At 73.0% G+C, this 14,142-nt stretch carries 13 protein-coding genes and 1 tRNA gene; 6 read left to right on the top strand and 8 right to left on the bottom strand.

Translation table 11 applies throughout. The features are described 5' to 3' along the window. The first annotated feature begins 41 nt into the window (after positions 1-41). A complete protein-coding gene (locus PH190_RS16485; protein ID WP_274232616.1) occupies positions 42-1,931 on the top strand; it encodes a propionyl-CoA synthetase in 1,890 nt (629 codons plus the stop codon). A gap of 74 nt (positions 1,932-2,005) precedes the next feature. Here PH190_RS16485 and PH190_RS16490 read toward each other — a convergent pair whose 3' ends face one another. After that, a complete protein-coding gene (locus tag PH190_RS16490) occupies positions 2,006-2,362 on the bottom strand; it encodes a hypothetical protein (RefSeq protein ID WP_274232617.1) in 357 nt (118 codons plus the stop codon). A gap of 64 nt (positions 2,363-2,426) precedes the next feature. On the opposite strand from PH190_RS16490, the gene PH190_RS16495 reads away from it, so the two are divergent. Further along, positions 2,427-2,810, top strand: coding sequence for a helix-turn-helix transcriptional regulator (locus tag PH190_RS16495; protein ID WP_274232618.1), 384 nt, complete (start codon positions 2,427-2,429; stop codon positions 2,808-2,810). 57 nt (positions 2,811-2,867) lie between these two features. Here PH190_RS16495 and PH190_RS16500 read toward each other — a convergent pair whose 3' ends face one another. The 3 genes from PH190_RS16500 to PH190_RS16510 all read right to left on the bottom strand — a co-directional run bounded on the left by PH190_RS16500 (position 2,868) and on the right by PH190_RS16510 (position 5,982). After that, the gene (locus tag PH190_RS16500; protein ID WP_274232619.1) at positions 2,868-3,713 is read right to left on the bottom strand and encodes an oxidoreductase; all 846 of its coding nucleotides are present in this window, start codon (positions 3,711-3,713) and stop codon (positions 2,868-2,870) included. A 67-nt stretch (positions 3,714-3,780) separates the two neighbouring features. Beyond that, entirely contained in the window at positions 3,781-4,476 is a 696-nt protein-coding gene (locus PH190_RS16505; RefSeq protein WP_274232620.1) for a transglycosylase SLT domain-containing protein, read from the bottom strand. Between the two features lie 549 nt (positions 4,477-5,025). Further along, entirely contained in the window at positions 5,026-5,982 is a 957-nt protein-coding gene (locus PH190_RS16510) for an alpha/beta hydrolase (protein ID WP_274232621.1), read from the bottom strand. A 121-nt stretch (positions 5,983-6,103) separates the two neighbouring features. Here PH190_RS16510 and PH190_RS16515 point away from each other — a divergent pair, with 121 nt between their 5' ends. Then, positions 6,104-6,469: an ArsR/SmtB family transcription factor gene (locus PH190_RS16515; protein ID WP_274232622.1), complete on the top strand. Its 366-nt coding sequence runs from the start codon at positions 6,104-6,106 to the stop codon at positions 6,467-6,469. Then, positions 6,469-6,951 carry an SRPBCC family protein gene (locus tag PH190_RS16520; RefSeq protein ID WP_274232623.1) on the top strand — a complete coding sequence of 161 codons (483 nt, stop codon included), beginning with the start codon at positions 6,469-6,471 and terminating at the stop codon, positions 6,949-6,951. Before PH190_RS16515 ends, PH190_RS16520 begins: the two co-directional genes overlap by 1 nt. A 46-nt stretch (positions 6,952-6,997) precedes the next feature. Here the strand turns inward: PH190_RS16520 and PH190_RS16525 are convergent, their stop codons facing one another. After that, positions 6,998-7,507: a GNAT family N-acetyltransferase gene (locus tag PH190_RS16525; RefSeq protein WP_274232624.1), complete on the bottom strand. Its 510-nt coding sequence runs from the start codon at positions 7,505-7,507 to the stop codon at positions 6,998-7,000. A gap of 117 nt (positions 7,508-7,624) precedes the next feature. Continuing rightward, positions 7,625-7,698 (bottom strand) — tRNA-Gly (locus PH190_RS16530). 258 nt (positions 7,699-7,956) lie between these two features. On the opposite strand from PH190_RS16530, the gene PH190_RS16535 reads away from it, so the two are divergent. Both PH190_RS16535 and PH190_RS16540 read left to right on the top strand, forming a co-directional pair. Then, positions 7,957-8,529, top strand: coding sequence for a glycosyltransferase family protein (locus PH190_RS16535; RefSeq protein ID WP_274232625.1), 573 nt, complete (start codon positions 7,957-7,959; stop codon positions 8,527-8,529). 204 nt (positions 8,530-8,733) lie between these two features. Beyond that, on the top strand, positions 8,734-10,443 hold the full coding sequence (locus PH190_RS16540) for a diguanylate cyclase (protein WP_274232626.1): 1,710 nt from the start codon (positions 8,734-8,736) through the stop codon (positions 10,441-10,443). Positions 10,444-10,446: 3 nt separating this feature from the next. Here the strand turns inward: PH190_RS16540 and dcd are convergent, their stop codons facing one another. Both dcd and PH190_RS16550 read right to left on the bottom strand, forming a co-directional pair. Continuing rightward, positions 10,447-11,034: a dCTP deaminase gene (gene dcd, locus PH190_RS16545; RefSeq protein ID WP_274232627.1), complete on the bottom strand. Its 588-nt coding sequence runs from the start codon at positions 11,032-11,034 to the stop codon at positions 10,447-10,449. 158 nt (positions 11,035-11,192) lie between these two features. Beyond that, positions 11,193-13,691 (bottom strand): heterodisulfide reductase-related iron-sulfur binding cluster, encoded by a 2,499-nt coding sequence (locus PH190_RS16550; RefSeq protein ID WP_274232628.1) that lies wholly within the window; start codon positions 13,689-13,691, stop codon positions 11,193-11,195. Positions 13,692-14,142 lie beyond the last annotated feature (451 nt).

Here is a 14,142-nt window from a genome sequence, read left to right on the forward strand (position 1 = left end):
GGCGGTGCGCGGAGTCCGGGGCCGTGGTTAGTGTCCGGACCATGAGTGGCGAGTACCGGGCGGCCTACGACCGCAGCATGAACGACCCCGACGGCTTCTGGCGCGACGCGGCGGGTCTCATCGACTGGTACCGCGAGCCCGAGACCATCATGGACGCGTCGGCCCTGCCGTTCTCGCGCTGGTTCGGCGGCGGCGAGCTGAACACCTGCCACAACGCCCTCGACCGCCACGTCGACGGCGGCCGCGGCGACCAGGTCGCGCTGATCCACGACTCGCCGGTGACCGACGACCGCCAGCGCTTCACCTACCGCGAGCTGCGCGACGAGGTGGCCCGCTTCGCTGGCGTCCTGCGCTCGGTGGGCGTCGACAAGGGCGACCGCGTGATCATCTACATGCCGATGGTCCCGCAGGCCGCCATCGCCATGCTCGCCTGCGCGCGCCTCGGCGCCGTGCACTCGGTGGTCTTCGGCGGGTTTGCCGCCCGCGAGCTCGCCGTGCGCATCGACGACGCGCGGCCCTCGGCGATCGTCAGCGCGTCCTGCGGCATCGAGGGCAAGCGGGTGATCGAGTACAAGCCGCTGCTCGACAAGGCCATCGAGCTCGCGTCCCACGACCCCGGCCGCTCGATCGTCCTCCAGCGCCCGCAGGCCGAGGCGGCCATGGGCGAGCGCGACCTCGACTGGGCCGAGGCCATGCGCGATGCCGAGCCCGTCGACTGCGTGCCCGTCGCGGCCACCGACCCGCTCTACGTCCTCTACACCTCGGGCACCACCGGCAAGCCCAAGGGCGTCCAGCGCGACAACGGCGGCCACGCGGTGGCGCTGGCGTGGTCGATGACCAACGTCTACGACGTCGGGCCCGGCGAGGTCATGTTCACCGCCTCCGACGTCGGCTGGGTCGTCGGGCACTCCTACATCGTCTACGCGCCCCTGCTCATCGGGGCGACGACCGTGCTCTACGAGGGCAAGCCGATCGGCACGCCCGACGCCGGCCAGTTCTGGCGCGTGGTGCAGGAGCACGGGGTCAAGGCGCTGTTCACCGCGCCGACCGCGTTCCGCGGCATCAAGAAGGAGGACCCGGAGGCGTCGTACCTCGAGCAGTACGACATCTCGTCCCTCGAGACCCTCTTCCTCGCCGGCGAGCGCCTCGACCCCGAGACCTGGACGTGGGCGTCGGAGAAGCTCGGCATCCCGGTGGTCGACCACTGGTGGCAGACCGAGACGGGCTGGCCGATCGCGGCGAACCTGCGCGGACTCGAGCCGATGGAGCTCAAGGCCGGGTCGCCGTCGGTGGTCGTGCCCGGCTACCAGGTGGAGATCCTCGACGTCGACGGCACCGTCCTGCCCCGCGGCGAGGAGGGCGCGATCACGATCAAGCTGCCGCTGCCGCCGGGCTGCCTGCAGACGCTGTGGGACGACGACGAGCGCTTCCGCGAGTCGTACATGAGCCGCTACGAGGGCTACTACCTGACCGGCGACGGCGGCTACCTCGACGAGGACGGCTACCTCTACGTCATGGGCCGCACCGACGACGTCATCAACGTCGCCGGCCACCGCCTGTCGACCGGGTCGATGGAGGAGGTCCTCTCCGGGCACCCCGACGTCGCCGAGTGCGCCGTCATCGGCGTGCACGACGCCATGAAGGGCCAGGTGCCGCGCGGCTTCGTCGTGCTCAAGGCCGGCGTCGAGCGCGAGGAGTCCGAGCTCGCCGCGGAGCTCGTCACGATGGTCCGCGACGAGGTCGGCGCCGTGGCGTCGTTCAAGGACGTGGCCGTCGTCCCGGCCCTGCCCAAGACCCGCTCGGGCAAGGTGCTGCGCAAGACCATGCGCGGGATCGCCGACGGCAAGGACGAGGCCGTGCCGTCGACGATCGACGACGCCGGCGTGCTCGACACCCTGCGCCCGGTGCTGCAGAAGGGCCCGGGCGCGTAGCGGGTGGTGCAGCGGGTGTCGCAGCGAACGCGCTGTTCGCGGCTTCTATGCGCGCGAACGCCACGTTCGCTGCGTCACCCGGGCAGCTCGAGGAGGGTGAGGACGGCGATGCGGTAGCCGTCCTCACCCGCCACGAGCTGGTAGCAGAACCGCTCGGCCGGGCCGTGGCCGTGGTCCCAGGTGACGTCCGCCCAGACGCCGACCGGGCCCTCGCCCATGATCGTGATTGAGGGCCTGGCCGTGTCGATCCCCGCGTACTGCGACCAGGTCGAGGCGAAGAACGCGGCGGTCTGCGCGGCGTCGGTGACGGCGATCGCCGTGCCGGGGAAGAGCACGAGCGCCGGCACGGCGTAGAGGGCGGTGACGGCGTGCTCGTCGCGGGCGAGCAGGGCCGAGGCGTAGGCGGTGAAGAAGGCGTCGACGGGCTCCATGCCCGGCGACGCTAGGGACGGAAGCGGACACGCCGGTGTCGTGGTCTGATCTAGTCTCGCCACCGTGGACCGGGACGCGCTGGCGGCGGCCTCGCGCGACGGGCACCTCGCCCTGCGCCGCGTGGAGCGCCAGCAGGCCGTGATCGAACGGCTGCACGCCGCCCGCGGCGCCCGCCGGCGGATCGGCGACCTCGCCCGCGACCTCGGCGTCTCCGCCCGCACGCTGGCGCGCGACGTCGAGCGCCTGCGCGACAGCGGGGTGCCGATCGTCGCCCATCCCGGCCGCGACGGCGGCATCAGTCTCGCGGGCGCCGCCGAGCCGGCGCCGATCCGGTTCGACCTGCCCGAGATCGCGGCGCTGCTCTCGAGCCTCGCCGTCCTCGGGCCGACCGTGAGCCCGAGCGCCGCGTCGGCGATGCGCAAGCTCGCCGGGGCCATCCGGGCGTGATCGACGGGGAGTTCGCGCGCGTAGAAGCAGCGAGATACCCGTTCGTTGCGAACCCGCTCAGCGCTCCTCGGGCGGAAAGTCCGCGCCGACCGCCACGTCGCGCCAGGCCCTGGCCTCGTCGATGCGCTGCTGCCAGAGCTGCGGGGCGAGGTCGGCGGCCATCTCGCCGAGCAGCAGGCGCCGGGGCGGGTCGTCGCTGTCGACGGCGCGGATCATCGCCCGGCCGGCGCGGTGCGGGTCGCCGGGCTGGGTGAAGGCCTGCGAGCCGTCCATCGCCGCGCGGCGCGGGCCGAGGACCTCGTCGTAGGCGTGCATCGGCGTCGCGCGGACCATGCTGCCGCCGTTCCAGTCGGTGCGGAACGGGCCGGGCTCGACGATCGTCACCTGGATGCCGTACGGCGCGACCTCCTGCGCCAGCGACTCCGACAGACCCTCGAGCCCCCACTTCGTGGCGTGGTAAAGCCCGGTGTTCGGGAAGGCGCCGACGCCGCCGATGCTCGAGATCGGCAGCAGGTGCCCCGACCCCTGGGCGCGCATCGTCGGCAGCACCGCCTGCAGGCTCCACAGCGCGCCGAACAGGTTGACCTCGACCTGCGCGCGGGCCTCCTCCTCGCTGACCTCCTCGACCCCGCCGGCCAGGCCGTAGCCGGCGTTGGCCACGAGCACGTCGATGCGGCCCGTCTCGGCGGCGACCTGGTTGGTCACCGCGAGGACGGCGGCCCGGTCGGTGACGTCGAGGTCGCGGGTCAGCAGGCGGTCGCCGTGCTGGTCGGCGAGGTCGTCGAGGGTCGCGGCGTCGCGCGCTGTCGCCACCACCCGGTCGCCGACGGCGAGCACTTCCTCCACGAGGGCGCGGCCGAGGCCCCGGGACGCGCCGGTCACCAGCCAGGTGCGATCACTCATGCCCCCGACATACCCCGTGCGGGGCCCGGCCCGTCAGCCCGGCCCGTCAGCCCGCCAGCCCGCAGCGTCAGTCCGCGCGGCCCAGGCCGTCGTCGGGGATCGCCGCGCCGCCGTAGCCGATGTAGTCGCCGGACGAGTTGCGCAGGCCGCCGGCCTCGACGTCCTCGATGCTGTGGTTCGCGACCATCGTGCGGACACCCGCGGTGATGTTGGCGACCGGGTCGAAGATGCCGCGGTCGGCGAGCTCGGGGAGCACCGCGTTGCGGAACGTCGTGTCGATGAGCTGCATGAGCCCCTTCGACGGCGTGCCGGCCGCGGCGTTGGAGTCCCAGTCGTTGACGGCGTCGGCGTTGCCCGTCGACTCCCGCATGATGATCTTCTTGACGCCCGGCGCCAGCCGCTGCGGCAGGCCCATGAGCCCGAGCGCCTTGGCGATCTGGCCGTCCAGCGTGCGCTCGTTGCCCGCCGCGTAGGGCGTGCCGAACTCCAGCGGCCCGTTCTCCCGCGTGACGGTGATCGACTTCATCAGCGAGGAGACGTCGTCGGCGTCACCGGCGCTCGGCTCGTCGGCGGAGGCCGAGGACACCGCGGTCGCCGCCGACGCGGGCATCGCGACCGGGCTGATCGTGGCGACGCCCCCGGCCGCGGGCGCCGCGCGGTGCTGGGAGGCGAGGGCGAGCGCGGCCGTCGCCGCGGGGTCGGGTGCGACCGGGGCCTCGGCGTCGGCGACGTGCGTGTCGAGCGTCTGGACGGCGGGGAGCACCGCGCCGGCGGCGACCGCCGCGACCAGGATCGAGCCCGTGGTGGAGGCGGACCGGGTCGAGGACGTCCGGGTGGAGGACCGGGTCGAGGACGTCCGGGGGGAGGACGACCGGGTTCGGCGCGCGCCCGTCCGGGTACCGCTCAGGGAGAACGGGACCGTGTCGGGGTCACCTATCCCGTGTCGGCTCACCGTCACCTCGCGGGTCATCGGGGGCGGACGGTCGGCGGGACGAGGGGGAGCGACGCCGTGACCGTTCCGTGATCGGACGCCTCGGAACATAGCGAGGTCGTCCCGTGGCTCCGCGTGGCCCTCCCCGCCCCGGAGGCGCCGATCGCGCCCGCTTCCCGTGTCCGTGGCGCCGGGTGGTCCGACGGGCGGGGCGAGGTTGCCGATGCGTCCCCGCGCATGCCCGCGGGCGGGCGAGCGGGCGCGCCGAACGGTCCGCGCGGCGCCGGGCGGTCGTCCCCGGATCGGCCGCACGGGTTCCGCGGGGCGGCGGACCCTTCACCGCAGCGAGGCGCCGCCGGTCGTGTCGAGCGTGTCGGGGGCTCAGGCCGCGAGCAGGTCCCCGAGCGCGTCGAGGGCGCGGTCGCCCTCCGCCCGGGCCGCCGCCGACGCCGCGGCCAGCCCGAAGAACCCGTGCACGAGCCCGGCGCCCTCGAGTCGCCGCACCGCCACCCCCGCGGCCTCCAGGGCGTCGGCGTAGGCGCGGCCCTCGTCGCGCAGCGGGTCGAGCTCCGCGGTCGCCACGACGGCCGGCGCCACCCCGTCCAGGCCCCCCGGCTCGGCGGCCGCGCGCAGCGGCGCCACCGACGGGTCGTCGCGCAGGGCGGCGTCGGGCACGTAGCGCTCCCAGAACCACACGAGGTCCGCGCGCGTGAGGAAGGGACCGTCGGCGTTCTCGTCCACCGACGCCGAGGCCATCGTCGGGTCGAGGCCCGGGTAGAGCAGCAGCTGTGCGTCGAGGCGCGGACCCCAGTCGCGGGCCAGCAGCGCGACGCCGGCGGCGAGACCGGCGCCGGCGCTGTCGCCGCCGACGACGAGGCGGTCGGAGGGTCGCTGGAGCGCGGCCCAGCGCAGCGCGGTGTGGGCGTCGGTCAGCGGCGCGGGGTGGGGGTGCTCGGGCGCGAGGCGGTAGTCGACGGACACGACGGTGGCCCCGAGGTGCGTGCACACCCGCCGGGCCGCGCCGTCGCCGGTGTCGAGGTCGCCCAGCACCCAGCCCCCGCCGTGCAGCCAGAGGACCGTGATTGCCGCCTGCTCCCCGGGCGGCTCGTAGACCCGCACGGCGACGTCGGCGTCGGTCCCGGTGCCGCTGGCGGGTGCGACGTCGTCGTGCACCGACCCGACCGACGCCGCGTCCCCGCGCCGGATCAGCGCCAGCTCGCGGTAGTTGCGGCGCGCCTCGCCCACGTCGGCGCGGGTCAACGGCAGCCGGCCGTCGCCGGTCAGGCGGGTGATCGCCGCGGCGAGCTCGGGGTCGATCCGGTCCGTGGTCTCGGCCATGCGCGCATCCTCGCCGTCGTCCCCGGCACTCGCCAACGGATCGCGTTCAACCCAGGGGTTGAAGAAGGAGCCGGTCGGCGCTATCGTTCTTCTCAACCGCAAGGTTGAACAAGGAGTGAGCGTGGACGACCAGCTCTCGCGGGTGTTCTCGGCCCTCGCCGACCCCATCCGCCGCGACATGGTGGCCCGCCTCGCCGTCGCCGACGCCGGCGTCAACGAGCTCGCCGAGCCCTACGACGTCAGCGTCCAGGCGGTGTCCAAGCACCTCAAGGTGCTGGAGGAGGCGGGCCTCGTCAGTCGCACCAAGCAGGCCCAGCGCCGGCCGGTCCACCTCGAGGCGGAGGTCTTCGACCTGATGACCAAGTGGATCGAGCGCTACCGCCGCCAGGCGGAGGAGCGCTACCGCCGTCTCGACGACGTCCTCGCCGAGATGGACACCGAGCAGTCCCCGATCGACACCCGACACACCGAACGAGGAGCCTCGTGATGAACACCGCGACCCGCGAGACCACCATCACCGCCGACCCGGCCGTGCCGACCATCCTCATCACCCGCGAGTTCGACGCCCCCGTCGCGAACGTCTTCCGCGCGCACGTCGAGGCCGACCTCGTGAAGCGCTGGCTCGGCCCGCGCGGTCTCGCCATGGAGATCGACCACTGGGACGCCCGGACGGGCGGCGGCTACCGCTACACCCACCGCGACGACGACGGCGAGTACCGCTTCTTCGGCTCGTTCCACGAGGTCCGGCCGGACGAGCGCATCGTCCAGACCTTCACCTACGAGGGCTTCCCCGACGGCGTCAGCCTCGAGACGTTGACCTTCGTCGACCTCGGCGACGGCCGCACCCGCCTCGAGGGCCTGTCGGTGGTCGACTCGATGGAGGCCCGCGACGCCATGCTCTCCAGCGGTATGGACGTGGGCGTCAAGGAGGGCTACGAGCAGCTCGACGAGCTGCTGGCGGCCGAGTGAGCCCGCCGCCCGGCCGGCCCGCGGCGGCCGGCCGTGCACCGGCTCGCTAGAGCTCGTCGTACGGCGCGGCGTAGCGGAAGGGGCCGCGGGGCGGGTCGTCGACGAGGGCGCGCGCCTGGAAGTACCGGCCCCACGCCGGGTCGGGCGCCTCGACGCCGAGCTCGCTCGCGGGGCGGAAGCCCGTGCGCGCGTAGAAGCCGGGCTCGCCGAGCAGCGCGACGAGCACCTCGTCGCGGGCCTCCGCCGCCCCGACGACGGCGTGCACCATCGCCGTCCCGACGCCCCGGCCCTGGTGGTCCGGACGGACGGCGATCGGGCCGAGGCCGAGGGCGGGGTGCTCGCCGACCCGGCCGCGGGTGGCGACGACGTGCCCGACCACCGCGTCGCCGACCACCGCCACCAGCGAGAACGCCGGGAGCCAGCCCGCGTCCGCGCGGAGCCGGTCGAGCAGGCCGACCTCGACGGGCTCCGCGGCGCCGTCGGGGACGGGGAAGGCGGCGGCGACCACCGCCCGCACCGCCGGGACGTCGCCGGGGCGTTCGCGTCGGACGAGCACGGGCGCAGCGTGGGGCCGGTGGACACCGAGCGGCAAGGGGTTTCGCGGTCGCCGCGAGACGACGACGGCCCGCCCTCGGTGATCGAGGAGCGGGCCGCTGACCTGCAGGAACGGGCGTGGAGCGAGTGACGGGAATCGAACCCGCGTTCTCAGCTTGGGAAGCTGATGTTCTACCATTGAACTACACTCGCGCGGTGCTCTGAGCAGCCTACACGCCGTCCCGGCGGTCGCGGGTGGGCCCGTTGCTCCGGCGCCCAGCGTGACTACACGCGTGTGGTTCACCGCCTCATCACGGTCAGGTCTCGGGTTGGACGCGACCCGATCGCACACAGCGTCACCACCGGTTGCGTCGTCGGGGTAGATCCACGACCCGGCCCTCCTGCTGGGCCTCGGCATCGTGTTGGCTGGTCAGCGACATGAGCACGGAGACCGGTGGGGGTGAGATCGCGATGACTGCGCGTGAGCAGCAGGAGCGGTCGCTCCCCGAGATGTTCGTCATCGTCGCGTCCACCGAGGACGCCGACGCCCTCGCACCGCTCGCCGGCCGTGACCACGAGGTCGTCCCCGTCCTCGTCGCGACCGGACCGGACCCGATGGCCGTCGACGACGTCCTCGACGGGCTCGGGGCCCTGGCCGGGCGGGTGCTGCTGGTCGAGACGCCCGACGAGGGGCCGGTGCCGGAGACCGTCGCGCTGCTGCCGCGCCTCGACGCGCTCGTCGCCGACGACGTGCCCGCGGTGGTCCTCGTCCGCGGAGGGTCCCCGACGGCGCTCGCCGCCACCCAGGCGGCGGTGTGGCGCGGCGTCCCGGTGGTGGCGGTGCCCGTCAACGGGGACTCGGCGGTCGGCGCCGCGAACCAGGCGGCGATCGCCGCGCTGGTCGCCTCGCAGAGCCCGCGGGACGTCGACCCCGACCAGGTCCGTGCCGCGGCGGCCGCCCAGCGACTGGTGCGCGAGCGCCCGGGGCCCGGCGGGGGCTCCCGCGTCGTGCGCCTCGCGAACCACCGCACGTTGTCCGCCTGACGGTCACCCAGAGCGAGCGCAGGCGCCCACTTCATCACTCAGTGATGAGGAGGGCACGAAAAGTAGAAGGTGTTACCCACTCCCGGCTAACGTCATGCGTCGCACGGCTGATGGTCCTGGTGGACAGGCCGTGCGCCAGGAGGGCGGGGGTTGGTGAGGCGAGCACCGAGGCTGATTCACGAGGTCCAGAGGCTGGGCATCACGGTGTCGATCGCTGCCCTGGTCATCGTGCTCCTCGTCGTGTTCAGGCTCGTCTGGTCGGTCGCGGTGACCACGCCCGCGGACAACCGTCTGCAGAGCGGTCTCCTCGCGCTCGAGGACTCGCACCAGGCCATGCTCGACATGGACGCCTCGCTGCGCGGCTTCCTCGCGACGGGCGACCAGTTCTTCGCTGACGCGGCCACCGCGGCCGCGCCGCGCCTCGCCGCGGCCGACACGCAGATGGTCAACCTGCTCGAGGAGCCCCAGCTCCGCCAGGACGTGTTGGCCCTCCTCCTGGCCCAGCAGCGGTGGCGCACCGAGTGGGCCGACCAGGCGCGGCGCCTGCCGCCGCCCGGAGGGGCCGAGACCTTCCTCAAGCAGGGCACGGCGCTGTTCGACGACTACCGGGCCCGCAAGGACGCGACCCGCGTCGACGTCCTCGACGAGATCGAGACGGCCGACCGCAACGCCATCGCCGCCCAGTGGGTCGTCGGCGTCCTCATCGCCGCGGTCGGCGGGGTCACGCTCGTCGTCGCCCTGCGCGGGCGGCGACGGCTGCAGGACCACGTCGTCGCGCCCGTCGACGGCCTGCTCGCCTCGGTGCGCGGCATCGGGGAGGGACGCCTGGCCCCGCCGGAGCCGGTGAACGGCTCGGAGGAGCTCGTGGCCCTGCGCGACGGGCTCGCGGACATGACCGTCTCCCTGCGCCGCCAGCGCGAGGAGGCCGCGGCCCAGGCCGAGCGGCTGCAGGCCCAGACCGACCGGCTGCGGACCATCCTGATCATGGCTCGCGAGATCGCGGGCAGTCTCAACACCCGCTACGTCATCGACTCGACGGTCCAGGCGGCGGTCGCGGTCACCGACGGCAGGGTGCTGCTGTGGCTGCTCGAGGAGGACGGCAACGGCCTCGAGCTCGCCTACGACTCCGACCGCGGCGCCGTGTCGCCCCTGGAGACCCACTGCAACCTCGGGGTGGGCGTGGTCGGGCGGTCGGCGCGGTACGGCCAGATCTCGCGCGGCGACCCCGACACCGGCGAGGACGCGGCGGTGGCGGTGCCGCTGGTCGTCGGTGCGCGGGTCATCGGCATCCTCGAGTGCTACGACTCCCCGGACGGCGAGGTCGACGGCCAGGCGCTGTCCGCGGTCGAGATGCTCGCGACCCTCTCCGGCTCGGCGATCGAGGCCAGCCGCCTGCACGCCGCCACCGAGCGCCTCTCGCAGTTCGACCCGCTCACGCAGCTCGCCAACCGGCGGCGGCTGGGCGCCGACCTCGACAGCGCCGTGGCCAACGCCAAGCGGCACTCCTCGCCGATGTCGGTGATCATGCTCGACCTCGACCACTTCAAGGAGCTCAACGACCGCTACGGCCACCAGCAGGGCGACGTCGTGCTCCAGGAGGTCGCGAGCACCCTGCGGATCGCGATGCGCGACGGCGAGACGGCGTACCGCTACGGCGGCGAGGAGTTCGCCATCCTCGTCACCCGCGGCGGCCCCGACGACGCGGTGAAGCTGGCCGAGCGGCTGCGCAACCGCGTCGAGGAGGACTTCCGGCGCGGCGACAAGCAGCTGGTCACGGCGTCCTTCGGCGTCGCGGGCCTGCCCGAGCACGCCGGCGACGGCGAGGCCCTGCTCAGCGAGGCCGACCGGGCGCTCTACTCCGCCAAGAACGCCGGCCGCAACCGCGTGCACCGGGCCGGCGGGCTGGTCGACTGACCGTCAGCGGCCGTCCTCGGGCAGCCCGCGACGGAAGTTGACGTACGAGCGCGACGGCGTCGGCCCCCGCTGGTCCTGGTAGCGCGACCCGTAGACCGGCGAGCCGTACGGGTGCTCGGCCGGCGACGACAGCCGGAACAGGCACAGCTGCCCGACCTTCATCCCGGGCCAGAGCCGGATGGGCAGGTTCGCGACGTTCGACAGCTCGAGCGTCACGTGGCCCGAGAAGCCGGGGTCGATGAACCCGGCGGTGGAGTGGGTCAAGAGGCCCAATCGGCCCAAGCTCGATTTTCCTTCGAGGCGCCCGGCGACGTCGTCCGGCAGCGAGATGACCTCGTAGGTCGAGCCGAGCACGAACTCGCCCGGGTGCAGCACGAACGCCTCGTCGGGCGGCGGCTCGACCATGCGCGTCAGGTCGTCCTGCTGCAGCGAGGGGTCGATGTGCGTGTAGGCGTGGTTGTTGAACGTGCGGAAGTGCCGGTCGAGGCGCAGGTCGACGCTCGAGGGCTGCAGCAGCGTCGCGTCGAACGGGTCCAGCCCGACGCGTCCGGCCGCGATCTCGGCGCGGATGTCGCCGTCGGAGAGCAGCACGGTCGGACCCTATCGGTCACCGGGTCGGCGGCGTCGCGAGCGCGGAGTTCGTCCGCGTAGAAGCAGCGAACCGCCCGTTCGCTGCGACCCCGGGGCCACGAACGGCGCTGTCGCTGCCTGCGATGCAGCGACGGCGCCGTCCGTTCGTCTCGGGGAGGTCAGTTCTCCGTCGACGGGTTCTGGACGTTGGCCGAGGTGGCCGCGGTCCCGGGGTCCGAGTCACCGACACCGTCGGTCTCGGCGCCCTCGGTCGGCTGCCCGCGCTTGACGGCCGCGAGCAGCATCTGCGAGACGTCCATGACCTCGGTGCCGACGGCCTTGGCCTCGCTCTGGCGCTCGGTGAGACCGTCGGTGAGCATCACGCGGCAGAACGGGCAGCCGGTGGCGATCGTGTCGGTCTCGGTGGAGATGGCCTCGTCGACGCGCTCCATGTTGATGCGCTTGCCGATGTGCTCCTCCATCCACATCCGCGCACCGCCGGCGCCGCAGCACAGCGCCCGGTCGGCGTGGCGGGGCATCTCCTTGAGCTCGGCGCCCGCCGCCTCGACCAGCTCGCGCGGCGGCGTGTAGACCTCGTTGTGCCGGCCCAGGTAACACGGGTCGTGGTAGGTCACGGTCTTGCGGCCGGTCCCGTTCCCGTTCGACGCGCCGTGCCCGTTGCTCGACCCCTCCGCGAGGGCCACCGCGGCCGGCGCGGCCTGGTCGCCGTCGTGGCCCGGCGTGCCGTGGCCGTTGGCGGGGATCAGCCCGCGCTCGGTGCCGTCGGAGTGCGGGCCGTGGTACTGCAGGCCCGTCGCCGGGTTGATGTCGAGCTTCGCGGTGGGCGCGGGCGAGGACTCCGGCGCCACGGGCACGAGCTTCTTCTCGCGCACCAGCTGGTTGAGCAGCTGGGTGTGGTGGACGACCTCGTAGTGCCCGTCGAGCTGCGGGTACTCGCGCCCGAGGGTGTTCATGCAGTGCGGGCAGGTGGTGACGATCTTGCGCGTCCCCGGCTCGCGCCCCTCGAAGACGGCGTCGAGCATCTCCTTGGTCTGCATGGCCATCATCTGGAAGAGGAACTCGTTGCCCGAGCGCCGCGCCGGGTCACCGGTGCAGCTCTCCTCCTTGCCGAGCACGACGTAGTCGACGCCCGCGATGTGCAACAGCTCCGCGGTGGCCCGCACCGTCTTCTTGGCGTTGTCGTCGAACGCGCCGGCGCAGCCGATGAAGAAGAGGTACTCGGTCTCGGGGCGCAGCTCGCCGTCGAACTCGGGCACCTCGAAGGGCAGGTCCTTCGCCCAGTCCATGCGGGACGAGTTGTTCTGGCCCCAGGGGTTGCCCTTGTTCTCGAGGTTGCGGAACAGCACCCCGAGCTCGGCCGGGAACTCCGACTCGATCATGACCTGGTTGCGGCGCATGTCGATGATGTGGTCGACGTGCTCGATGTCGACCGGGCACTGCTCGACGCAGGCGCCGCAGGTGGTGCAGCTCCACAGGACGTCGGGGTCGATGACGCCGAGCTGCTCGGCGGTGCCGACGAGCGGCCGCGAGGCCTGGACGTCGTCGCTCTTGCGGTACCGCTCGTAGCCGGACTCGGGCACGCCGTGGCCGTCGTGCACCGGCTCGCCCGGGTTGTTCGCGCCGGCCTGGGTGGCGGCGCCCTCCTCGGGCATGTCCTTGCCACCGATCATGTACGGCGCCTTCGCGAACATGTGGTCGCGCAGGTCCATGATCAGGAGCTTCGGCGAGAGCGGCTTGCCGGTGTTCCACGCCGGGCACTGGCTCTGGCAGCGACCGCACTCCGTGCAGGTCGCGAAGTCGAGCATGCCCTTCCAGGTGAAGTCCTCGATCTTGCCGCGACCGAAGGACGCCTCCTCGGGCGGGTCCTCGAAGTCGATCGGCTTGCCCTCGTGCTCGATCGGCGGCACCGGGCCCAGGGCCTTCGGCAGGCGCTTGGCCGAGACGTTGATCGGCGCGATGAAGATGTGGAGGTGCTTCGAGTAGAGCACGACCACGAGGAAGATCAGCGCGACCGCGATGTGCAGCAGCAGGAAGATCGTCTCGAGGACGAACAGGGTGCCGTACGACAGTCCCGAGAAGAGGTAGCCGACGCCGATCGAGGCCCAGGCGCCCGAGTCGTAGGGCAGGTTGCCCGCCGCCGACGCGGTGCCGCGGAAGGCGAAGAGCGTCCAGACGACGTTGAAGATGAGGAAGAGGATCAGCCAGGCGCCGCCGGTGTGGCTGCCGTAGAAGCGCGAGGTGCGCGCCTTGCGCTCCGGCGCCTGCTGCACGCGCATGATCGCGAAGGCGATGATCGAGATCAGCACCATGATCGCGATGAAGTCCTGCAGGAAGCCCAGGACCGACCAGCGCCCGATCAGCGGGATGTGGAAGTCCTCGTCGAACAGGGCGCCGTAGGCCTCGATGTAGACCGTCAGCAGGATGATGAAGCCCCACATCGTGAAGAGGTGGGCGAGACCGGGGATGGACCAGCGCAGCAGCTTGCGCTGCCCGAAGACCTCGACGAACTGGGCGCGCACGCGCTGGCCCAGCCCTTCGGCGCGCTTCGCGTCGGGCTGGCCGGAGGCGATCAGGGAGTAGAGCCACCAGGCCCGGCGGGCCGACACGGCGACCACGACCAGGGTCAGGGCGAGCCCCAGGACCAAACGGACGACCACGACGGGACCTCCCCGTGAGCCGGGCCGTGGTGGTGACCCGGTGAGACAACTGACGAGCGACTGACGGGCACTGAACGGGCACTGGACGGGCATCGGAGCGATGACGGCGTCGGCGGCACTGTAACGGCCGGTAGGGCCCCCGGCGCTGCGAGAGGTGAGAAGAGCTACTCACCGGTAACCGCGGTGGACCTCCCCGTCGGTGCGCCGCGGCCACCGCATCGGGCGATGCTTTGCGAACGTGAACGCGGTCGCGCCACGCCGGAGCGTGATGTCCCGGCTCAGCGTGTGGATCACGATAGGCTCGTCCGGACCAGGAGAGCGGGTCGTGGCCACCCGTGGGTCGCGGAGGGTTGACGATGTCGCAACGCCTGTGGGGGAGGGCGCGGAGAACGGGTGCTCACGAGCCCCGGGGCGGTGCGACGTGCCGGTCGTCGGAGGTCTTTGATTCCCC

Origin of the sequence: Actinomycetospora straminea (assembly GCF_028737255.1) — a bacterium.
Lineage (GTDB): Bacteria > Actinomycetota > Actinomycetes > Mycobacteriales > Pseudonocardiaceae > Actinomycetospora > Actinomycetospora straminea.